This is a genomic window from Duganella sp. 3397, from assembly GCF_031456625.1.
GTDB lineage: Bacteria > Pseudomonadota > Gammaproteobacteria > Burkholderiales > Burkholderiaceae_D > Rugamonas > Rugamonas phyllosphaerae.
The window spans coordinates 639,078-661,097 of the sequence record NZ_JAVDVB010000003.1 but is presented as its reverse complement, the minus strand read 5'-3'; the positions used below and the strand labels follow the sequence as shown (position 1 = coordinate 661,097).

17 protein-coding genes are annotated in these 22,020 nt (G+C 67.3%); 6 read left to right on the top strand and 11 right to left on the bottom strand.

Annotated features, from left to right (window positions below):
• Positions 1–2 precede the first annotated feature (2 nt).
• Positions 3–1,565: a methyl-accepting chemotaxis protein gene (locus tag J2X54_RS11700; protein WP_310180831.1), complete on the top strand. Its 1,563-nt coding sequence runs from the start codon at positions 3–5 to the stop codon at positions 1,563–1,565.
• An 11-nt stretch (positions 1,566–1,576) separates the two neighbouring features.
• The gene (locus J2X54_RS11695; protein ID WP_310180830.1) at positions 1,577–2,233 is read left to right on the top strand and encodes a tRNA-uridine aminocarboxypropyltransferase; all 657 of its coding nucleotides are present in this window, start codon (positions 1,577–1,579) and stop codon (positions 2,231–2,233) included.
• 39 nt (positions 2,234–2,272) lie between these two features.
• Here J2X54_RS11695 and J2X54_RS11690 read toward each other — a convergent pair whose 3' ends face one another.
• The 3 genes from J2X54_RS11690 to J2X54_RS11680 are packed head-to-tail and all read right to left on the bottom strand — an operon-like array spanning position 2,273 to position 7,727.
• A complete protein-coding gene (locus tag J2X54_RS11690; protein WP_310180827.1) occupies positions 2,273–5,167 on the bottom strand; it encodes an Hsp70 family protein in 2,895 nt (964 codons plus the stop codon).
• Positions 5,168–5,196: 29 nt separating this feature from the next.
• Positions 5,197–7,053, bottom strand: coding sequence for an Hsp70 family protein (locus J2X54_RS11685; RefSeq protein ID WP_310180825.1), 1,857 nt, complete (start codon positions 7,051–7,053; stop codon positions 5,197–5,199).
• Entirely contained in the window at positions 7,050–7,727 is a 678-nt protein-coding gene (locus J2X54_RS11680; protein ID WP_070251427.1) for a DUF2760 domain-containing protein, read from the bottom strand. The genes J2X54_RS11685 and J2X54_RS11680 overlap by 4 nt, the downstream gene beginning before the upstream one ends.
• 227 nt (positions 7,728–7,954) lie before the next feature.
• Here J2X54_RS11680 and J2X54_RS11675 point away from each other — a divergent pair, with 227 nt between their 5' ends.
• Positions 7,955–9,121, top strand: coding sequence for a PA0069 family radical SAM protein (locus J2X54_RS11675; RefSeq protein WP_404990901.1), 1,167 nt, complete (start codon positions 7,955–7,957; stop codon positions 9,119–9,121).
• A 12-nt stretch (positions 9,122–9,133) separates the two neighbouring features.
• On the opposite strand, the gene J2X54_RS11670 is transcribed toward J2X54_RS11675, so the two are convergent.
• Positions 9,134–10,147, bottom strand: coding sequence for an NAD(P)-dependent alcohol dehydrogenase (locus J2X54_RS11670; RefSeq protein ID WP_310180822.1), 1,014 nt, complete (start codon positions 10,145–10,147; stop codon positions 9,134–9,136).
• Positions 10,148–10,250: 103 nt separating this feature from the next.
• On the opposite strand from J2X54_RS11670, the gene J2X54_RS11665 reads away from it, so the two are divergent.
• Positions 10,251–10,883, top strand: coding sequence for a TetR/AcrR family transcriptional regulator (locus J2X54_RS11665; protein WP_310180821.1), 633 nt, complete (start codon positions 10,251–10,253; stop codon positions 10,881–10,883).
• Between the two features lie 2 nt (positions 10,884–10,885).
• On the opposite strand, the gene J2X54_RS11660 is transcribed toward J2X54_RS11665, so the two are convergent.
• Genes J2X54_RS11660 through J2X54_RS11650 form a run of 3 tightly spaced genes read right to left on the bottom strand, consistent with a single transcriptional unit; the run spans position 10,886 to position 13,147 of the window.
• Positions 10,886–11,593 (bottom strand): gamma-glutamylcyclotransferase, encoded by a 708-nt coding sequence (locus tag J2X54_RS11660; RefSeq protein WP_310180819.1) that lies wholly within the window; start codon positions 11,591–11,593, stop codon positions 10,886–10,888.
• Positions 11,594–11,629: 36 nt separating this feature from the next.
• Positions 11,630–12,175 (bottom strand): NAD(P)H-dependent oxidoreductase, encoded by a 546-nt coding sequence (locus J2X54_RS11655; RefSeq protein ID WP_310180817.1) that lies wholly within the window; start codon positions 12,173–12,175, stop codon positions 11,630–11,632.
• 57 nt (positions 12,176–12,232) lie between these two features.
• Entirely contained in the window at positions 12,233–13,147 is a 915-nt protein-coding gene (locus J2X54_RS11650; RefSeq protein ID WP_310180816.1) for a LysR family transcriptional regulator, read from the bottom strand.
• Between the two features lie 151 nt (positions 13,148–13,298).
• Between J2X54_RS11650 and J2X54_RS11645 the strand changes: the two genes are divergently transcribed.
• Both J2X54_RS11645 and maiA read left to right on the top strand, forming a co-directional pair.
• Complete coding sequence (locus J2X54_RS11645) at positions 13,299–14,324, top strand: fumarylacetoacetate hydrolase family protein (protein WP_310180814.1); 1,026 nt, start codon at positions 13,299–13,301, stop codon at positions 14,322–14,324.
• Positions 14,321–14,968 (top strand): maleylacetoacetate isomerase, encoded by a 648-nt coding sequence (gene maiA, locus J2X54_RS11640; protein ID WP_070251439.1) that lies wholly within the window; start codon positions 14,321–14,323, stop codon positions 14,966–14,968. The genes J2X54_RS11645 and maiA overlap by 4 nt, the downstream gene beginning before the upstream one ends.
• Before the next feature lies 1 nt (position 14,969).
• Here the strand turns inward: maiA and J2X54_RS11635 are convergent, their stop codons facing one another.
• Genes J2X54_RS11635 through J2X54_RS11620 form a run of 4 tightly spaced genes read right to left on the bottom strand, consistent with a single transcriptional unit; the run spans position 14,970 to position 21,912 of the window.
• The gene (locus J2X54_RS11635; RefSeq protein WP_310180811.1) at positions 14,970–17,027 is read right to left on the bottom strand and encodes a TonB-dependent siderophore receptor; all 2,058 of its coding nucleotides are present in this window, start codon (positions 17,025–17,027) and stop codon (positions 14,970–14,972) included.
• A gap of 30 nt (positions 17,028–17,057) precedes the next feature.
• Complete coding sequence (locus J2X54_RS11630) at positions 17,058–18,872, bottom strand: IucA/IucC family protein (protein WP_310180809.1); 1,815 nt, start codon at positions 18,870–18,872, stop codon at positions 17,058–17,060.
• Positions 18,869–20,074 carry an MFS transporter gene (locus J2X54_RS11625; protein WP_310180805.1) on the bottom strand — a complete coding sequence of 402 codons (1,206 nt, stop codon included), beginning with the start codon at positions 20,072–20,074 and terminating at the stop codon, positions 18,869–18,871. Before J2X54_RS11625 ends, J2X54_RS11630 begins: the two co-directional genes overlap by 4 nt.
• A complete protein-coding gene (locus J2X54_RS11620; protein WP_310180804.1) occupies positions 20,071–21,912 on the bottom strand; it encodes an IucA/IucC family protein in 1,842 nt (613 codons plus the stop codon). Before J2X54_RS11620 ends, J2X54_RS11625 begins: the two co-directional genes overlap by 4 nt.
• Between the last annotated feature and the right edge of the window lie 108 nt (positions 21,913–22,020).

The following is a 22,020-nucleotide window of genomic DNA, read 5'->3' as shown; positions in this document are numbered from 1 at the left end:
GCATGAAAAACCTGAAAATCGGCACCCGCCTGGGGATTGGTTTTGCACTGATCCTGGTGCTGCTCACAGCGATGACCGTCATCGGCATCCTGCGCCTGAGCGCCGCCAGCGCCCTGACCGACCACATGATCGAGGTGAAGATCCGCGACCAGCGCCTGATCGCCGAGTGGACCAAGATCGTCGAAGTCAACGCCGCCCGCACCATGGGCGCGTGGCTGGTGGCCGATCCGCTTGATCAGAAAATGATCGAAGGCCTGATGACCAGGTCGTCGAGCCGCGCCACCGAAATCCAGGACCGCATCGGCGCCGACATCGATGACGACGCACTGCGGCCGCTGTTCCAGAACGTGATGGATACCCGCAAGGCCTACACCGCCTCGCGCAAGTCGGTGTTTGCCGCCAAGACGGCAGGCGACCTGGCGCTGGGCAAGCAGATTTTCGAAGGAAAAATGGCACAGGACCGCGTGGCCTACCTGGCTGCGCTGGACGCCTTTTCGCAGAAACAGGGCGCGCTGCTCGACGCCACCGCCGCCACCATCCAGCAGCAGTACACCAGCGGACGCACGCTGCTGGTGCTGCTTGGCCTGGCCGCCATGCTGCTGGGCGTGACCGCCGCGTGGTGGATCACGCGCACCATCACGCAGCCGATCAACGCCGCGCTCAAGGTGGCGGAAACCGTGTCGTCGGGCGACCTGACCAGCCATATCCAGGTCGCCAGCAATGACGAAACCGGGCAGCTGATGAATGCGCTGAAGGTGATGAACGCCAACCTGGTGGGCATCGTTGCCCAGGTGCGCAGCGGCACCGAATTGATGGCCACGGCATCGACCCAGATCGCCGCCGGCAACCAGGATCTGTCGTCGCGCACCGAACAGCAAGCCAGCTCGCTCGAAGAAACCGCGTCGTCGATGGAGGAACTGACATCCACCGTCAGGTTCAACGCCGAGAATGCGCGCCAGGCCAACGAGCTGGCGATCAACGCCTCGCACATCGCCAGCCGGGGCGGCTCGGTGGTTGGCGAGGTGGTCAACACCATGGGCTCGATCAACGACTCGTCGCGCAAGATCGTCGAGATCATTTCCGTTATCGACAGCATCGCCTTCCAGACCAATATCCTGGCCTTGAATGCGGCGGTGGAAGCGGCGCGCGCCGGCGAACAGGGACGCGGCTTTGCGGTGGTGGCGTCCGAAGTGCGCAGCCTGGCGCAGCGCTCCGCTGCCGCAGCCAAGGACATCAAGGTCCTGATCGACGACTCGGTGCAAAAGGTGGCGCTGGGGTCGGACCTCGTGGACAAGGCCGGCCAGACCATGTCCGAAATCGTCACCAGCATCGGCTGCGTGACGCAGATCATGACGCAGATCAGCAATGCCAGCGAAGAGCAGAGCCAGGGTATCGCGCAAGTGAACGACGCCATCACGCAAATGGACCAGGTGACCCAGCAGAACGCCGCGCTGGTCGAGCAGGCGGCGGCAGCGGCCGAATCGATGCAGGAGCAATCGGCCAAGCTGGCCGACGTGGTGAGCGTGTTCAAGCTGCATGACACGGGAGTGTTGGCGCTTCGGTAGAATACCGGTCCATGACTACCCGTACCGACAGCGCCTCCACCGATTCTTCAACAACACCAGCACGCCAGCACTGCCTGGCGTGCCTGCGCCCGCAGCGCACCTGCATCTGCTGCTGGGTGACGCCGATTGCGGCGCAAGTCGAAGTGCTGGTGCTCCAGCATCCGATGGAAGTGTCCAACGCCAAGGGCAGTGCGCGGCTGCTGCATTTGTGCCTGGCCGGCAGCCGGCTGGAAGTGGGCGAGGCGTTCGAGCCTGAGCGTTTGCGGGCCTTGCTGTCCGGTGAGCGTCATAACGTGCTGCTGTACCCGGAAACGGCGGAAGAAAAATCGCTTGGTGTCGCCACGCCGCCGGCGTTCGATGCCGCCTGGCTGGCGACACCCGAGCGCCTGCGGCTGGTGGTGCTGGACGGCACCTGGCGCAAAAGCCGCAAGATGCTGTATCTGAACCCGCAGTTGCACGCGCTGCCCCGGCTGCCGTTGACGGATACGCCGGCATCGCACTACCTGATCCGCAAGGCACACCTGCCGGACCAGCTCTCGACGCTGGAGGCGACCGCGTATGCGCTGGCGCAGCTGGAACAGGCGCCCGAGCGTTACGCGGCGTTGATCGACGCCTTCGATGGCTTTGTGGCGCAGCTGGGCAGCTATGTGCCTTGCCATGCGCCCTGATCACATCGGGTCCCCGCCTGCGCGGGGACGACGTCTCGCTTAGCTGAGCAGCTTGAGGCCCGGCGGCAGCGCCTCGCCCAGCATGCGCTTCTCGTCGGCCTGGTCGAGCTGCACCACTTCGCGCACCATCGCGCTCCAGTTGGCGGGCGCACCCACCGCTGACAGCCGGCGCAGGATCTCAGCGCGCAGCGTGTCGTCGATGTCGCGCGTGCGGTCCCCTGTCATGCGCGCCAGGTGGGCGGCGGCAAAGCCGGCCGGTTCCACCTTTTTCCAGTCCAGCGCCAGGATCGCCGCCAGCCACTGGCCCACCGTGCTGGCGGCGACCACGTCGTGCGCGCTGCCGTGGAACGGCTGGCGTGCGCCCACCCGCGAGAGGCCCCACAGGAAGCGCGCCTGCGTGGCCTCGGCCTTGCCGGCATTGGCCGCCCCGGCGCGGGTTTTATTGAGCGCTGCCTTGGCGGCAGCCTTGGTGGCCGCGTCCAGCCGGCCCAGCATCCAGGCGCCGATCTCCGCCTTGTAGCTGCCCGGGATGCGTTCGAGCGAGGCGCCCAGGCGCAGCATGTCTTCCTCGCTGCCATTGACCAGCGTATGCGGCCGGCGCCCACGTTCCTGGGCGTCGGCCTGCACGTTGAAGGCGAAGTCGTCGAGCACGCGCAGCTGGGCTTCGACCGACAGGCCACCGGCCACGCGGCGCCACAGGGTCCACCATTCGGCGCATACCTGCCCGTCGGCGTGGTGCTGCACACCGGTCTCGTACAGGGCCCACAACTGCTCGATGCGCCACTCGTCGAGCGGGTGGCCAAAGCCGGGCCGCAGGCTGTAGCCGGCCAGGTTGAGCCAGGCTCGTTCGTGCTCGGACGAGCGGCGCCGGCCGCGCGCGCGTTCGATCAGGGCGTCGCACAGGCGCCGCAATACCGGCGTGGTCCAGCTTTCGCGGCTGCCCAGCAGGTGTTCCAGTTGCCCGCGCAGCTGTTTGACTTCTTTCAGGTCGACTTGCAGCGCGCGGCTGCCGAAGATGCGGTCGATTTTTTCCAGCGCGGCAGGCAGGCCGGCGGGCATAACCGCATCGGGCGATGGCGCGCCATCGATGGTGGCGATGTCGTCGTCTTCGGCGCTGGCTGCATGGCCGTCATCGCGCAGCTGAAACTCCAGCTGCCAGCGCTGGCCGCCATCGGTGGCCACGCAGTGTATTTCCAGCGTGCCCACTTCGCTCAGCGTGGCAGCCAGGCGCACGGGTAGTTCCTTGCGGCTGCTGGTGGCGTGGCTGTCGCGCAGTACGGTGGCAATCGGCGGCAGTTGCACGTAGTCGTCGGGCTGCAGATCGACCAGGTCACCGGCTTGCGGCGTAACGACGTCGGACGTGGAAGACGCGATGTGGAAGCGCACCGGGCGCCCCAGCCGCAGGGCGAAAGTGCGCTCGGCCAGCAGCAGTTCGCGGTTCTCGGCGCTGCCGCGCGGCAGCAGGCAGATCGCGCGGCGCGGCTTGTCAGGGCGTTCGTCGTCGAGCAGCAGGAAGTAGCTGCGTGGCGAGCCGCCGCCGATCACGGGCGCCCGCCCGGACTGGCCCAGTGCGTAGGCCACGCCGCCACGTGCCACCGCCACGTCGGGATTATCGTTGTGAAGCACGCGCAGCGGCGCGCCGCGCCATTGCGCCAGTACCTGCTCCAGGCGTCGGCCCAGTGCGTCGGCGCGGAATACGCCGCCGTTGAGCAGCAGCGTGTCCGGTACGGGAATGGTGGCATCCTCGGGCGCCAGGCCCAGCGCCGCGCGCGCGGCCGGTGCATGTTGGCGCAGGAAGCCGGCCAGGTGACGTGTGATGGCGGCGTCGCTGGCGTAGGGCAGGCCGAATTCGATGATGGCGCCGCGCCCGCGCCGCGCGGGCTCACGTTCTTGGTTGAAAGGGAAAAAGCCATCGACCACCAGTTGCACCACTTCTTCGCGCGTGAGGTCGGCCGAGCGCGAGCCGCCGATCAGCTTCGATCCGGCGCCCAGCAGGGTGACCGTGGCCTGGTCTGGTGCATTGGCGGCCAGCAGTTGCTCCTTGGCGGCGCGGCAGCGCTCTGTCAGCTGGGCCAGGCGGCCGGCCGACAGCCGCGCCGGTGCGGCGCCACCAGGTACCGGCAGGCGCGACTCCACCAGGTGCGCCAGCGCCAGGTCCATATTGTCGCCGCCGAGGATCAGGTGGTTGCCCACGCCAATGCGGCTGATCTGTGGCGCACCGTTCACCACTGTCACCTGGATCAGCGAAAAGTCGGTGGTGCCGCCGCCCACGTCGCACACCAGCGCCAGGCGCGTATCGGCCAGGTCGGCAGCCAGCGTGGCGCGCTGGCGGTACAGCCAGTCGTAGAAGGCCGCCTGCGGTTCTTCCAGCAGCCGCAGCGCAGGCAGGCCGGCTTGCCGCGCTGCCTGCAATGTGAGGGCGCGTGCGCCTTCGTCGAACGACGCGGGGATGGTCAGTACCAGTTGCTGCTGTTCGAGCGGGTAGTCGGGAAAGCGGGTGTTCCAGGCGGCGCGCAGGTGTGCCAGGTACGCTGCGCTGGCGGCCACCGGCGACACCTTGGCCACATCGGCTTCCGTGCCCCACGGCAGGATCGGCGCGGTGCGATCGACCCCCTGGTGAGACAGCCAGCTCTTGGCGCTGGCCACCAGCCGGCCCGGTACCTGGGCGCCAAGCTTGCGGGCCAGGCGGCCGGTGACCACTTGCGCCAGGCCTGCGACATCGACATCGCGCCACGGCAGTTGCAGCTCGCCGGCGGCGAACTCGCCTTCGGCCGGGTGGTAGCGCACCGAGGGCAGCAGGGTGGCGGCGCCGATTTCGCCCGGCGCCACCAGTTGTTCGATGTCGAACAGTTCGATGGCCGAGCTGTTTGGCGCCGCGTAGGCCAGCACCGTATTGGTGGTGCCAAGATCGATGCTGACGAGGTACTGGCCCATGCTGGTTCTTCGTGAAGGTAACGTTAAGATCAGGCGCCGCTGCGCACGTCGAACTCCACCTTCCAGCGCTGGCCGTCGCTGGCCACGGCCAGCAGTTCGAGCGTGCCCGATTCGGTGGCCATGGCGTGCAGGCGCACCTGCACCACGTCGCCGGACTGGCGGCCCTCGGGCGACAGGGTGGCCTGGATTTCGTTCATCTCGACCAGTTCATCCGCGCCCCAGAAGTCGAGCAGGTCGCCGATCTGGTCCTGGCGGCGCACCGACGAGCCGAAGAAGCGGAACTGCACCGGCTCGCCGACCACCAGGCCGAACTCCTGGTTCGGCAGCTCGATCTCGCTGCCTTCTTCCATGCCGAACGGCGCCACGCACAGCGCCTGGATCGGCGGCTCCATGCCAGGAATGGCGGGCATCGATGACTCGATCGCCACGTAGTACGAACGCGCCGTGCCGCCGCGTATGCGCACGCCAGTACCGCGCCGCACATAGCTGTAATAGGCCGCGCCGCGCGCCACCGCCAAGTCGAGGTCCGCCCCGCCCAGCATGCGGGCAGGCTCCGCGCCTTCCATGTACAGCCAGTCGTTGAGGGTGGCCATGATGCGCTGGGCCAGCAGCTCGGACTTGAACACGCCGCCGTTGAACAGCACAGCAGTCGGATGGAGGAAGGTAGCATCAAGCTTTTGCTGGCCGCTATAGCCTTCGAGCTCGCTGGTGGCGCCCACCTGGCGCGCCAGGAACGCGGCCAGGTGGCGCGTGACGCCGGCGTCCTGCGCGTATGGCAGACCCAGTTGGGTCAGGCCTGCGCGCTGGCGCACGGCCGGTCGGCTCGATGCCTCAACCGTCGGGAAGAAGCCGTCGAGGATGAACGTGGTCACCTCAAGCCGGGTGAGTTCGGTGCGGATCGAACCGCCGATCAGTTTCGAGCCACGGCTTGGCACCACGATCGGCCAGGTCTCGATGCTGGCGTCGGCCAGCAGCCTTTCCTTGGCGGTGCGGCTGCCGTAGGTTAGAGCGCGCATCTGCCACGCATCGAGCTGGGTGCCGCTGGCGGCCAGCTTGCGCGCGACCAGGTGCGCCAGCGCCAGGTCCATATTGTCGCCGCCCAGCAGGATGTGGTCGCCGACGGCGATGCGGTGCGGTTCGAGCACGCCGTCGCGTTCGAGCACGGCGATCAGCGAAAAGTCGCTGGTGCCGCCGCCCACGTCCACCACCAGGATGATTTCGCCCGGTTTGACTTCCTTGCGCCAGCGGCCTTCGCTGCCCTGGATCCAGCTGTACAGGGCCGCTTGCGGTTCTTCCAGCAGCGTGAGGTTCTGGTAGCCGGCGGCACGCGCCGCTTCGGCCGTCAGTTCGCGCGCGCCCGGGTCGAACGAGGCGGGAATGGTGACGGTGATCGCCTGCTCGTTGAACGGCGCTTCAGGGTGCGCCTGCTCCCACGCCTGGCGCAGGTGGGCCAGGTAGCGGGTGGACGCCGCCAATGGCGACACGCGCGTGACTTCTTCCGGCGCGTCGGCCGGCAGCAGGGCCGAGCGGCGGTCCACGCCGGGATGGCTCAACCAGCTCTTGGCGCTGGAAACCAGTCGGATCGGCGTGGTGGCGCCACGGCTGCGCGCCATTTCGCCGGTTACGCCAGCCACGCCGGATAGCTCGGCGTCGCTCTGCTGCCAGGGCAGCTTGTTTTCTCCGGGCGCCAGTTCGTCGGCGTGCGGCAGGTACAGGAACGACGGCAGCAGCGGCAGGTCTTCCACCGTGCCTGGCGCGGTCAGCTGGGGAATCGCCAGCACGCCGTGCGCGGTCTTTTCGCCGTCGCTCGCTTGCAGGTTCACATAGGACAGGGCGCTGTGGGTGGTGCCCAGGTCGATGCCGATGGCGTAACGTGGATCGCTCACAGTTCCACCTCCGCCGGGGCCAGGATGGCGGCGTCGTGCGCTTCGGCCAGCTTCGGCAGGCGCACGTCGGTCGAGCGCCAGCCGCGATGGCTGAGCGTGCCACGGAACGGCGCCTGGCCGACCACGTTGCCGGTCAGGCGCACGGCGGCGGCATCAAACCCCTGTTCCAGCACCACGCGGCTGCCTTCGGCTTCGCTGCGCACGGCTTCGATGGTGAAGTGTTCGCGCAGCACCTTGCTGCAACCTTCGTGCACCACGCGGGCAGCGGCGCCGATGTCGGCGTCGGAATAGGCAGACAGGTTTTCCTGGGTGAAGTCGATCAGGCGCGCCTCACGCTGGAACAGGCTGAGCAACTGCAGGGCGGCGTCGGGCGTGGCCACGCGCAGGGTGACCGGCGGCGGTGGCGGGGTAGTGACTGGCACCGGCGTCGGCACGGGTACTGGCGTTGGCACCGGCACCGGCGTTGGAACCGGCAGTGGCGTCGGTACCGGCACCGGCACCGGGGTAGGAACTGGAACCGGCACCGGCGTCGGGGCGGCGACCGGGGCGGGCGCGTCGTCCATGCGGGTCAGGCGGGCGGCGTATTCAGCATCGGAAATGGCGCGGAAAAAGGCGCCGATGGCGATCGAAATTCGGCTGAAAAAAGACGGCAGCGGTTGGTTTGGTGTGTTCATCAATTGCTCGCGGTGAGTGTGCCGGCGCGCCGCATGAGGCGGCGTTCCGGCGTGTATTGGTTGGAGTCGCGCAAGGCGCGCGGGGGCCTGGCCCCCGGAAGCCCTGCATGATACCAGTTCGGGCAGGGGCGCCAAAGTGGCCCGGGTGCGCACGCCAGATTTAGCGCTTGATAAGGCGGAGGTGCAGGCCTAGAATACTGTCTATATATACAGTATCAAGGCCGGATATGTCCCAAGATGAAACCCATGACGATAACAACCAGTCGCAAGTGATGCTGCCGCCGCAGTCGCTCAAGGCGCACAAGGGGCGTGGCGCCGTGTCCAATCTGCAGGGCCGGTTCGAGGTCCACGCGCGCGAGGCGTACGACGACGGCTGGCAACGCGAAGAAGAGGAGGCCACCGCATGGAAAACCCAGGTCATCGACGAGGTCTGCAAGTCCATCCTCAGCCGCAATGCCTCGCCGGACTTGCCGTTCGGTGTCTCGCTCAATCCGTATCGTGGTTGCGAGCATGGCTGCATTTATTGTTTTGCGCGCCCCACGCACAGCTACCTGGGCCTGTCGCCGGGCATGGACTTCGAGAGCAAGATTTTTGCCAAGGTCAACGCACCCGATATGCTGCGCCGCGAACTGGCCAAGTCCGGCTATGTGCCGGAATCGATCGCGCTCGGCGTCAATACCGATGCCTACCAGCCGTGCGAGCGCGAGCGCAAGCTCACGCGCCGCGTGCTCGAAGTGCTGCAAGAGTGCCACCACCCGGTGGGGCTGATCACCAAGTCGGCGCTGATCGAGCGCGATATCGACATCCTGGCGCCAATGGCGGCGCAGCGCCTGGCCGGTGTGGCGATCACGCTCACCACGCTCGACCCGGCCATCGCCCGCACGCTGGAGCCACGCGCGGCCGCTCCGGCCCGCCGCGTGCGCACCATCCGCACGCTCACCGACGCCGGCATTCCCGTGGCCGTGAGCGTCGCACCGATCATCCCGTTCGTGACGGAGCCGGAGATCGAGCGCCTGCTGGCGGCGGTCAAGGACGCCGGCGCCGTCTCGGCGCACTACACGGTGCTGCGCCTGCCGTGGGAGGTGGCGCCGCTGTTCCACCAGTGGCTCGAAGCGCACTTTCCCGACCGCGCCCGGCGCGTGATGAACCGCGTGCGCGACATGCGCGGCGGCAAAGACTACGACAGCAACTTCGCCACCCGCATGAAGGGTGAGGGCGTGTGGGCCGACCTGATCAGGCAGCGCTTCACCATCGCCGCCGAGCGGCTGGGCCTGACCGGGAAGGGCAGCCGCTTTCACACCATGGATGCCACGCAATTCGTGCGGCCGCTGGTGGTGCCGCCGCTGGGTGGGCGCGCCAAGGCGCTCAACGGCGGGCAGCTCGACCTGTTCTGACCGACTGCGATGTCAGAACCTGATCATCACCTTGCCGACATGGTTGGCGGCCGCGTAATAGGCATAGGCCTCGGGCGCTTCGGCAAAGCCGAAGGTCTTGCTCACGGTCGTTGTGATGCGGTTGGCGGCCACGGCCCGCAGCAGGTCGCTCATCATGGCCCGGCTGCCGTTGGCAATGCCGCGGATGGTGATGTTGCGGGTGATGAAACTGACGTAGTCGGGCACCGCCGGCTGCTGGCCCGGCGTCACGCCGATAATCACGATGCGGCCGTTGACGGCGGTCGCGGCGATCGAGTGCCCGAGCGTGTCCTGGCCGCCGGTTTCGATCACGATGTCGGCCCCAGCGCCGCCGGTTTGCGCCATCAGCTCGGCGGCCCATTGCGGATGGGTACGGTAATTGATGGTGATGTCGGCGCCCAGCTCGCGCGCGATCACCAGCTTGGCATTGCTCGACGAGGTGATGGCCACGCGCGCGCCGAGCACCTTGGCAAGTTTCAGGGCGGCCAACGCCACGCCGCCCGTGCCCAGGCACAGCACCAGTTCGCCGGGTTTGACGCGGCACACTTCGACCAGCGCGTTCCACGCGGTCAGGCCGGCCGATGCCAGGCCGGCCACGTCCTCGTCGGCCAGCGCGGCGGGCACCGGGAGTACGGCGGCGGCCGGCAGCACCACGGTTTCGGCCAGCCAGCCATCGTGGGTAATGCCGATGTCGTGGCCGAACACGGCGGGATTGAAAGGACCGTCGATCCAGCTGGTGAAATGGCCGCAGACCACGCGCTCGCCCACCTTGACACTGGTCACGCCTGCACCGACGGCAGTCACCACACCCACGCCTTCGGAGACCGGGATGCGCGTTTCGGGCTGGACGCCGCCGTAGGTGCCGCGCACAAATTGCAGGTCGCGGCTGATCAGACTCACCAGGCGCGGGGCAACCAGCACCTGTCCCGGGCCCGCGACCGGTGTCTCGCGCGTGGTTGCGCGCAGTGCATCGAAGCCATCGCGCTTGCCGATTTCAAATGCTTTCATGGTGGTTTCCTTGAGGGTAGTGTTAATTGTGGATCGAATAGTCCATAATTATACAAGTGATCAACACGTGATGATTTGGCGCTGCAGCAAGCGAGGAAAACTTATGGCAACAGCAGGAAGACCGCGCGGTTTCGACCGTGAGGCGGCAGTGGACAGCGCCATGCTGCTGTTCTGGGAACGCGGGTACGATCGCGCCTCGCTCGATGAACTGCGCCGCGCGATGGGGGCTGGCAAGGGCATTTCGTCCGCCAGTTTTTACGCGGCGTTCGAGTCGAAGGACGCTTTGTACCGCGAGGCGCTGTCGCGTTACATGACCCTGCATGGCGGCATGGTCGGCATCTTGCGCGACCAGGGCTTGCCGCCGCGCGAACGGCTCGAACGGGCGCTGCGTGCCTCGATCGCGGTGCAGGGCGATAGCGCGCACCCGTTGGGCTGCATGTTGACGCTGTCGGCGCCGTTCAGCTCCGGGCCGGGTAACCGCGCGCAGGAGGGCGCGCACGCGGTGGCGGCGGCGGGACGGGCTTACACGCGCGAGGTGTTGCGCGACTGCCTGCAAGCAGGCGTCGATGCAGGCGACCTGGCGCCTGGCGCCGACCTGCCGGGACTGCTAGCGTTGTACGACGGTTTTCTGCTCGGTGTATCGATCCAGGTGCGCGATGGCGTGCCGATGGCGGCCATCGAAGCTGCGGTCACGTGCGCCATGGCGGCCTGGGACGCCTGCCGAACCGGGGGCTGACGTCAGGTGCGCGCCATGCGGCTGGCCAGTTCTGCCAGGTGGCGCTCGATCTCGAACACGTGCGCGTCGTCGCGGCCCAGTTCGCGCAGCGCGTGGGCCAGGTGGTTCAGGTAGTCGCTATTGGGACCGCTGGGGCCGGCCGAGCGGGCGATGTGCTCGGCGATGTCGCGTTCTGAGGCTTCGCCAATGAAGGCAATGTTGTCCGGCGTGGCGATGTAGACCAGGCCCAGCACGCTGCCGGCTGCCGTACCAGCCTGGTTGCCCGAACCGTCGCCAGCCGCGCTGCTGAATGCGGCCCCGGCGGCGCCGACGACCTCGGCGGCAGCTGCATCATCGCCGTTGCCGTTGCCATCCCCATCCCCATCCCCATCCCCGAAACTGATCGGCGTCGCCAGCCGCAAATAGCCATTTTTCTCGCGATGGTCGAGATGGGCAAACACCTCGGGCGTGATCAGGTAGGCCATGCCGTGGCAGATCGCGCCCGGGGCTTCGATCAGGGTCACCACGCGGCCCGGCGCCTCGGGCGTGCCGCGATGGTCGTGCGAACCCTGCCAGAAGCGCCGGGTCCAGTTGGCGATGCTGGCGGGGCGCCGTTGCAGGTAGGGGAAATCGGCCTTGTAGATCAGCGAGCCGTAGCCGAACAGCCATACGCTGTGGTGGCCGTCGAACTGGTCCATCTTCTGGTTGATGGCGATGGTGTCTGCTGTCATGTCCGTGTTGCTTTGTTCTGCCGTGCTCTGCTGTATTTAGCTGCGTTCCGCCTGCGCAGCGAAGTCGCTGCTGCGCGCGATCTGCAATTGTCGCACACCAATCGTGGCGAAGGCCGCCTGCAGCAGTTCTTCGTAGTGCTGCACGAGCGGGGCGCTGGCCCGATCGTCGGCGCCGGAGGTGACCAGGATCACCCGTACCTCGGCCATGCAAACGTTTTCACGCGGGTCATGCAAATGCAGCAAACGGTCCAGCCACACCTTCAGCGACGACGGCGCAAAGTAGTTGTGCATGGGGGCGCCGACGACCACCACGTCAGCCTCGATGAATTCTTGCAGCAGCGCGGCGCTGAGCAGGATTTCGGCGCGCAGGTCGGGATGCATGGGAATGGCGGCGTTCCATTGCCGGCTCATCGCTTGCAGCAGCGGGCCGCTTACGTGCGACAGCGGCGCTGCGGCCAAATCGCGGTAGATGACGCGGGCGCCGGGGGTGGTGGCGGCCAGGTTGGCCACGGTAGCGGCCGTATGTCGGCGTGAGCGCGACTGGTCGCCGAGCACGCAGGAGTCGATATGCAGAATGTTCATCCGGTGAGCATAAACAGGCGCTTGTCAGTGTGTCATCGGATTAAATGTAAGTATTCTTTACAGCAATGGTACTTGCCACGGATGGGCAGCGACGAATTGCTTGAGGAAGCCGACAAAACTCTCGGCCGCCGGCGAGAGCGCGCGGGCGTTGCGGGTGTACACGAAAAAGCGCCGGGTCAGTGCTGGCGCCTGTAGTTGACGCATGTGCAGGCCGTACCGGGCCACCATTTTCTCGGCGTACGGCAGGCAGACGGTGATGCCCAGGTTGGCGTGCACCATCGCCAGCGCGGTGGTCATGAAGGTCACTTCGTTGGCCGGCCGCAGCGATAATTCACGAAACGAAGTGTGCATATCACGCAACAACCGTTCGGTGAACTGGCCCTGCAAGGCGATGAACGGGTAGCGGTCAACGTCGGCCCAGGTCACGTGTTCTGCCTGTTGCAGGGGGTGGTCCTGCGGGAATACCACCACGAACGGCATCTCGAACAGCGTTTCGGCAGCGATGTCGGCCGTGGTATCGCGGTCGGGACCGATGCCGAAGTCTACCTCGCCAGAAAATACCCTGGCCGACACCTGCTCCACCGGGCTGTCGGCCAGGCGCACCTGCACGTCGGGATGCAGGTCGCGGTAAGCGGCAATTGCTTCGGGCAGCAAGGTGCACGACAGCATCTGCGGCGCCGCCACCCGCACCATGCCTTGTTTCAGTGCCTTGCGGCTGGCAATGTCGGCCATGGCGCGGTCGAGGTCTTGCAGTATTTTCTCGAACAGCGGCGTCAGTTCGCGCCCCAGTTCCGACAGCTGCGCTTTGCGCGTGGTGCGCTCGACCACGCGCAGGCCCAAGATCTGCTCGAGCTCCTTGATCTGGCCGCTCAGGGCCGACTGGGTCAGGTGCAGGTGCTCGGCGGCCAGCGTAAAACTGCCGGTCTTGGCCAGCGCCACCAGGGCGCGCATGTGGCGCAAACTTGGATTCATCAGAAAACTTGATAGGTGATGTAGGAAATCTCGTTTGCATGATATCTCGGATTGGCGTCTAATCCGAGGGAAACCATCGCATACCAGGAGACCTCATGCACATGCACACCACCGCGATCACCGCCGCCGCCAACACAACGGGAGCCCGCGCATGAAGCTCGCCACCCTCAAGGACGGCAGCCGCGACGGCCGCCTGGTCGTGGTCAGCCGCGACCTGACGCAGTACCAGCTGGTGCCCAAGATCTCGGCCACCATGCAGCACGCGCTCGATAACTGGGACCTGGTATCGCCGCCCCTGCAGTCGGTGTACGACATTCTCAACAGCGGCGAGGCCATCGACGCCAAGCCGTTCGACCAGCACGCATTCCACTCGCCGCTGCCGCGCGCCTACCAATGGGCCGACGGTTCGGCCTACATCAATCACGTGGAACTGGTGCGCAAGGCGCGCAATGCCGAGGTGCCGGCGTCGTTCTACACCGACCCGCTGATGTACCAGGGCGGCTCCGACAGTTTTATCGGGCCCAACGATCCGATCTACGCACTCACCGAAGAATGGGGCATCGACCTCGAAGCCGAGGTGGCCGTGATCACCGGCGACGTCGCGATGGGCGTGACGACTGCCGATGCCGCCGCCGCGATCCGGCTGGTCATGCTGGTCAACGACGTCTCGCTGCGCAACCTGATCCCCAACGAACTGGCCAAGGGCTTCGGTTTCTTCCAGTCGAAAGCGGCCAGCGCCTTTGCGCCGGTGGCGGTCACGCCCGACGAATTGGGCCAGCACTGGCAGGACAGCAAGCTGCACCTGCCGCTGCTGGTGGCGCTGAACGGCCAGCCGTTCGGCAAACCCGACGCCGGCGAGGACATGACCTTCAATTTCGCCCAGCTGGTGGCGCACGCCGCCGCCACGCGCGAGCTGGCGGCCGGCACCATCATCGGGTCCGGCACCGTCTCCAACAAGCAGGGCAACCTGCACGGCTCGAGCATCGCCAACGGCGGCGTCGGTTACTGCTGCCTGGCCGAGGTGCGCATGTACGAAACCATCGAGACCGGCAAGCCGCAAACCGCGTATCTTCAATTCGGCGACCGGGTGCGCATCGAGATGCTGGATGCCAGCGGCGCCAGCATCTTCGGCGCGATCGACCAGGCCGTGGTTAACTACAGCGAAAAAGTGCAATGAAGCTCTACACCTACTTCCGCAGCTCGGCCGCCTACCGGGTGCGCATTGCGCTTGCGCTCAAGGGCATAGCGTATGAGGCGGTGCCCGTGCACCTGCTGCGCGGCGGCGGCGAGCAGCTGGCCGACGCCTACCGCCAGGTCAACCCGTCGGCGCTGGTGCCCACGCTGGAAGACGACAACGGCGTCGTCATCGGCCAGTCGCTGGCCATCCTCGAATACCTGGAAGACACGCATCCAGCCACGCCGCTGCTGCCGGCCGATGCCGCCGGCCGCGCCCACGTACGTGAGCTGGCGCTCACGCTGGTGGCCGACTCGCACCCGCTGGGCAACCTGCGCGTGCTGAAATACGTGAAGGGGGAGCTGGGGCAAAGCGAAGACACCAAGCTGGCCTGGCAGCGTCACTGGCTGCATGCAGGACTGGCCACGTTCGAGGCCATGCTGGCGCGCGCCGGCAGCAGCGGCACCTATTGCCATGGCGACCAGCCCACGCTGGCCGACTGCTGCCTGGTGCCGCACCTGTTCAGTGCGCGGCGCTTCGATGTCGACCTGGCGCCATTTCCGGCGCTGGTGCGCATCGATGCCGCGTGCGCGCAACTGCCGGCGTTCCAGGTGGCGCATCCGTCGCGCCAGCCCGACGCCGAGTAGATCAGAAGCGCGCGCTCACCGTCAAGCTGGCGCTGCGCGGCGCCCCCGGCTGGATCTGCACATTGTTGATGGCCGATTCGAAGAAGCGCGCATCACCGAGGTTGTTGATCTTGAAGCGCACGTCGTACGCCGGCTGGCGGTAGGTCAGCGCGGCATCCACGCGGCCATAGCCGGGCAGGCGCACGGTGTTGTCGGAAAGGGCGAACTGGTCGCTGTTGAGCAGCACGCCCAGGCCTGCGCTCCACGACGCGGCCACCTGCTGGTCGAGCCACAGGCTGGCGCGATGGCGCGCCGTCATCTCGGCGCGGTTGCCGCTCGCAATATCATTGGAGGCGACGATGCGCGCATCGTTATAGGTGTAAGCCGCGCTCACCCGGCCGCCTTGCCACAAGCGACCCTGCAACTCGAGCTCCACGCCTTCGTTGCGCTGCTTGCCTACTTGCAGCTGGCGCAGGCCGGCCGGATCAGTCGGGTCGAGCGTGAGCTGGTTGCGCTGCTCGATGCGGAACAGCGAGGCGGTGGTGAAGAAGCGGCCGCCGAGCCAGTCCTGCTTGTAGCCCACTTCCTGCAAATCGGTTTGCAACGGCTGCACCTGCGAGAGCGCCGTATTGCCGGTGTAGAGCAGGTCGCCGCCGCCCGGCTGGTACGAGCGCCCCACGTTCAGGTACCACGACTGGCCGTCCACCGGCTGGTACACCAGCCCCACGCGCGGCGACGACTTGTTGTCGGTGCGTTCGCTCAGCACATTGGTCAGGCGGTTGGTCTGCTCCTGTTCAAAACGGTCGAAGCGCACGCCCGCCAGCGCCTTCCACCTGGGCGCCAGGTCGATCTGGTCCTGCACATAAAAGGCCTGGGTCTTGGCGACGAAGGCATTGTTGAGCGACACCGGCAGCGCCGACAGATCTGGCATGGCCAGCACGTGCTGCGGCGCGTACAGGTCCACCGGGAAGGCGATGCCGGTTTGCGCCGTCACCACGTCGCGCTTTTGCTTCGATAGCTCGAGGCCGACCAGCACCGCGTGGCCGTTGCCGGTGTAGGTGATCTCGGTCTGGTTGATCAGGTTGCGCTGTTGTTGCGGGAAGAAGGTCACCTGGCGCGACACCGTGCCGTTGGCGTTCACGCGGCGGTTGCGGGTATTCACGCCATCGAGGTCGGTGCGGCTGTATTGCAGCGTGTTGACCAGTGCCAGGCGGTCACTGAAGCGGTGTTCGAGCCTGGCCTTGCCCATGTCGCTGTCGGTGCTGGTGTAGTCGTACCGCTCGCCGTAGAAGGTGGCCGGATCGACCGCGACCGGGCGGCCATTGAGCGACGGCACGCCGCGATCGGGCGTACGGTCTTCGCGCTGCACCTCGGCCTGCAGCAGCAGCGAGGTGGCCGGCGCCAACGCCCATTTCACCGAGGGCGCCAGCAGCTTGCGGGTGTGCTCGACCACGTCGCGGTAGCTGTCGCCGGTGTCGTAGACGGCGATCAGGCGCGCATCGACCTGCTGGTTCAGGGCGCCGCCGGTGTCCACGCTCACGCGCCGCTCGGCGTTCGAGCCGATAGTGGCGGTTATCTCGGTCTGCTGTTTGGCGCGCGGTTGCTTGCTCACCCGGTTGATGATGCCGCCCGCCGAACCGCGCCCGTACAGCGCTGCGGCGGCGCCCTTGATCACTTCGATCTGCTCGACCGTCGCCAGGTCGCGCGAATACAGCGTGTCGTCGCGCACGCCGTCGAGCGTGGTGTCGCGCAGCGAATAGAAGCCTCGGATATAGAATTCGTCGCGGCGGCCTTCGCCCTGGCCGGCCACCACGCTGCTGGTGTAGTCGAGGGCGTCCTTGCTGGTCAGCGCCGAGCGGTTGCGCAGGCTTTCCTGGGTGACCACGCTGACCGCTTGCGGCGTATCGAGCACGCCGCCACGGGTCTTGGCGCCGGCGGCAACCACCGCCGCGCCGTCGGCGCTGCCGGTAACCGTCACTTGTTGCAGCGTCTGCGCCTCCTGCGCACGGGCGCCGGCCTGGAAAATGAACAGGCCGGCGAGCAGCAGCGGCAGGGGTTTGAGTTGGGGAATGGAAGTCATCATATTATGTAATTATCGGAATCGTAGAGGTTAAAGGATGGAAGAAGCCGCCGCGCTGTTGACCACTCCCAGCGGGTGGTACAGCGGCAGGTAGCTGGCTTGCCGGTCGGCCTGGCGCATGAAGCGCGTGAGCAGATTGCCTTTGGCCGGCAAGGGTTCGCCCGCCAGCAAGCCCTGGATGCGGCGGCTGGCGGACGGATTTGGAAACTGCGCGAGATAGTCTTGCAGCGTATCGCGCAGCACGCCCCACAGTCCCAGCGACAGCGCGTGGTTGCCGTTGGCGATGGCGGCGATCACCTCGCACAGGTTGTTGACGAACAGGCAGTAGCCGATGCGAATCCAGGCCCGCTCGTCGTCGCAGCACAGGGCGGCCAGCGTGGCCGGTTCCAGCGCCATGGCCTGCGCCAGGTGGTGCGCGCGCGGCGCCAGGCGCGTCAGCTCGAGGTCGCGCACGATGAAACTGACCGGCGCACCCTTGGCGTCCAGCCCCACCAGGGTGTTCTGCATGTGCGGCTCGAACGCCAAACCGTGCTCGAACAGCAGGTGCAGCGTGGGGTGTACCGCCGTGCGCGCGTACTGCGCGAACCAGGCGCGCGCCGCCTGTTCCAGGCCCAGGCCGTGGTGCAGCGCATAGCGTTCGATCAGCGCGAACGCGCGCTGCCGCCCCGGCGCGCCGTTACCGAACAGTGCTGCGCACACCACCGGCTGGATCTGCTGGTGCAGCAGGCCGGCCACGCCTTCACGCAGCAGTACGCCGAAGCCGTCTGCGATAGCAGCGTCGGCGCCGGGGATGTCGACGGTGGCGTAGGCCTGTTCATCGAGCACGTGGAAGCCGGGGAAGCGCGCCCGCATCGGCTCGCGCAGAGCGCGATACAGGCGGGTGCCGGTCAGCGCGCCCTGCAGCTCGTGGCGGGCGTTGTTGCGCACGCAGTTGGTGATACGCATATTGAGCGAGAGCTTGATGAACGACGCCGCGTCGGCAGCCAGCAGGGTGCGCACCGAGGCGGTGGTGCGGAAGGCAGCGCCGTGCACGCCCAGGTCGCGCATGGCGCCGCTGCGCAGCGCCGCCGCAATGCCGGGCTGGCGCTGCATCCAGCCGGCCTGCCACGGGTGCATCGGCACGATGGCGCAGCCGTTGTCGGGCGCCAGTCCGCCGGCCAGGTGATGCAGCGCTTGAACGGACTGGTCATCGACGCCGTCGCCATGCAGCCATGCCAGCGGCACTTGCAGGTAGTGCAGGCGCAGGCTGGCCTTGTGCTCGGGCGAATACACGCGCTGCTCGGCGGGCGACCAGTCGGAGCGGCTCTTGGGCGCCGGGTGGAACGGATGCCCGGTGACCAGGCTTTGTTCGCTGTCGATGTAGGCCTCCAGCGCCGTCATGGGTGCCCGGCCCAGGAGGGGCGACTGGTCGGGGTGGCGCGCCAGTACATCGTTCATGGTGGCGATGCTGTCGCCGATCTGCTGCAGCAGGTCGTTGTTGAAGGGCGTCTCGGTGCGGCGCGACAGGTCTTCGATGATCAGCGTCGCCACGTCGTGCCATCCGGCCAGGCGCCACGGCTGCGCGCCGCTGCGCAGGTAGACGTCGGTGGTGTACTCGAAGTTGGCGGTCGCACTCACGTGCAGCACGCCGATCCGCAGCCAGCTGTCCATGCGTGGCAGCGAAATTTCCAGCACCTGGCCGTGGTGGCCCGGTGGTGCAGCGCTGGCCAGCACAGCCAGCGTATGCTCCTGCAGCGCCACTTCGCGGGCGTAGCAGTTGATCAGGAGGCGGCTGTTCTGCTGTTCGGCGAAGCGTGCCGGCGCGGAAGCTGGTAGCAATTGGCCGGCTGAGAGCGGAACGTTCATAACAGTTTCCATTTCAACGAGAAAAACACGGTGGACACCAGCACCGCACCGAGCCACAGTGGCGCGGCGTAGCCCAGCGTGGGCGCCAGCAGGCTGGCAAACAGGCCGGCGCAGACGGCGCCCCATTTATTCGCCCCTTCCAGCCGGCCGAAGTGGCGGCCGGCACGGGCCGCCTGGGAGCTGGCAGCCGCCAGGGTATTGATGGCGAGGTAGGCGCCGGTCATGCCGATGCCCATCACCACGCGGCCGGCGATCATCAACGGCAGCGACACCGCCAGCGCCTGCGCCAGCATGCCGACGCAGGTGAGGGCGGCGTACCGGCCAAGGCTGGCGCGGGCGTTGCCGACGCGTACGCGGCGCCCCAGCGGCCAGGCCAGCAGCAGGAACAGCGCATGCGGCAAGCCGAACAGCATGCCCGCCATGGCGGCGTCGATGTCCAGCCGGGTGGCCAGATCGGTGACGAAGTACGGGTACGACAAGACCGTGCCGACCGCGAACAGCGCCTGCAGCCAATACAGGCTGGCCGCGCTGACGCCGCACGGGCCGACGTTTGCTGCGCCGTCGTCAAGTGGCTGCGGCTGCGCGCTGGCGCCAGCGGTGCGGATCACCGGCGGCTCCGGCAGCAGGGCCAGCGCCACGCACGCCACGCCGGGAAACAGCGCCAGGTACAGGAACAGCTTGAGCATGTCGGCGTGGCCGGACAGCAGGCCGATCAGCGCCGGTCCGGCAAACAGCGCGGTGCGCGCCGAAGCCTGCATCACGCCCAGCAATGCGGCCAGGCGCGGCGCGGGCAGGCGCTCGGCCAGAAAGGCGTTGGACGCGGAAAACGTGCCGCCCAGGACGCCTTGCAAGGTCAGGCCGATGGCAAATTCCAGCGGGCTGCGCGCCAGGCCGGTGATGACGAAACTCAGGCACAGTCCGGCGTGGGCGCGGATCAGCGAGGCCCGCTTGCCGATGCGGTCGGCCAGCCGTCTCCAGGCCGGGTTGGCCAGTGCGGCAGCGAGCGTGGGCAAGGTGAAGTACCAGCCGGCCAGCGCCAGCGACGGCGCCTGGCCGGCAAAACTCGATTGCAGGATCTGGGCGTAGAACGGCGGCATGCACAGCGCCGCAAAGGCGGCGCCGAAATGGCCGGCCACGGTGATCGCGACGGCACGGGCCGGCAGGCTGGTGCCGGCGCTGGCGCTGGCAGGAACCGCGCTCATAGCCGGCCGTTGCCGTCTGGCGCCGGGGTCGGCAAGTGAGTTGGCAAGTGAGTTGGCAACTTGGCTGGCACGCCGGTGGCATCCGGGTGGAGGCTGCTGAGAGGATTGGCGACCGTGCGCAGGCGCTGGCTGCTCCAGCCGAGCAGGCGGCGCGCGGCCAGGCATTCGATGCGGACCTGGCCGCCCAGCAGGTCGAACTGCGCGTGCACCGGCGCCATGGCCGGAAACTGTGCCTGGTAGCTGGCGATGCTGGCGGCGGCCTGGCGCCAGAACAGCGCCTCCGGGTAGCTGCAATGCTGCTGCAGCTGCCAGGCCAGCTCGCCCAGGTTGATGAAGAACAGGACTTCCAGAAGATAGTCGCGCGCCTCGGCCGTCCCGGAAAACAGGAAGCCGCCGCTGGCATTGAGGGCGTTGCGATAGGCCGGCGCTGCGCGCAATGCCGCCAGCTGGTCGGCGCCGGTGGCGCCGTCGAGGTAATGCAGGCCGCCCGGCAGGTCGCGCATGGCGATGCGGCGCGGCAGGCCGTCGCGCAGGATCAGCAGGGTGTTCTGGGCGTGGCATTCGAGCAGCACGCCATGCGCCATCATCAGGTGCAGCAGCGGCGGCGCGGCCGCTTCCAGCAGCGCGGCCACCCACTGCTCCACGCCATGCCGGTCCAGCCACGGCGCGATGGTGAGTGCGCCGTCGGCGTCCTGCGTGGTCAGCGCGGTCATCGGAAACACCTGTTCGCCCGCGTGCAGCACCGACTGCGGCGACTGGCGCCAGATCGCGCCCAGCAAACCGTAGGCGCCGCTGCGCTGGTGCGAGGCGTTCACCGTAATGCCGGCCGGCTCCGCCAGGATCGCCAGGCGCGGCCCTTGCGCCAGGAAGGGATCGGCAGCGCACACGCCTTGCAGCCAGGCCGAGATGATGGGGGCGTTGTGCACATGGTGGTCCGACAGGATGCGATCGGCCGAGCTGTTGGCGATGGACAGCGGCAGCTTGAGGTTGTGCCGGTGGTCACCCTGGAGGCTGCTGAGCGAGCGGATCGATTGCTGCGCCAGCCAGTTGCCGCCGCCTTGGCCCAGGTGCAGCAGCGTGCCATCGGCCAGCCAGCCGGCAAAGTGCAGGGCGAGGGCGTGGTCCCATTGCCATGGATGGACCGGCAGCAGCCGGTAACGCGCGGGTGGGTGACCCTGCGCTTCGATCTCGCCGCGCAGCCGGCGGTACTCCGGCGTGCCCAATTGCGCTTCGACGAAGCTCTCGTAGTCGAGGCCATCGAGGGTATGGGTGCTGCTCGCTGCCACCGCGATGGCCAGCCACACCAGGGCGAACGGTTGCGCGTGTTCGGGTGCGTAGCGCAGGTTGTCCTGCACGCTGAAGCCGATGCGCGAGCGAAAGCACGGGTGGTAGGGGTGGCCGTCGCCGAGCTGCGCCTCCTGCAGCGCGTATGGCGATGCCAGGGTAGCGTGCGCAGGGGCCGCCAACGCCCAGGCCTGGTTCAGGGCCGTGTGGCGCAGCTCGTTGATGAACTGGCGCAGCGCCGACGGCGCCGGTTGCAAGTGGCGCACCAGCGCGCTGACGACACCGTCGATGTCGTCCGGTGGCGCGGCGCCCGGCTGCGTGCTGCGCAGCGCGCCCTCCAGGCGCAGCCGGTCGAAGCCGCCGTGGTGGGCGATGTCGATGTGGTAGCTCCTGGCTTGTCCGTGATCATCGCGGCCGTCGAGCCGCAGTCGGGCGCCGCCCGCTTCGATGGCGCCTTGCAGGCATCCTTCGTTCCAGAATGCTTCGATCCATTGGCGCACGGTGCGGGTGTGGGCGGCGGGGTAGCGCGGTGCGAATGACTGGGTCGGTTGCATGGAAGAATATCAATGAGTGAAGGTTGCCTGATTGCTATGCGACCACAATAAAATTTCATGTTGTGACTGTCAATGAAAATGATAATGATTCGTATTTATACTGTTGGT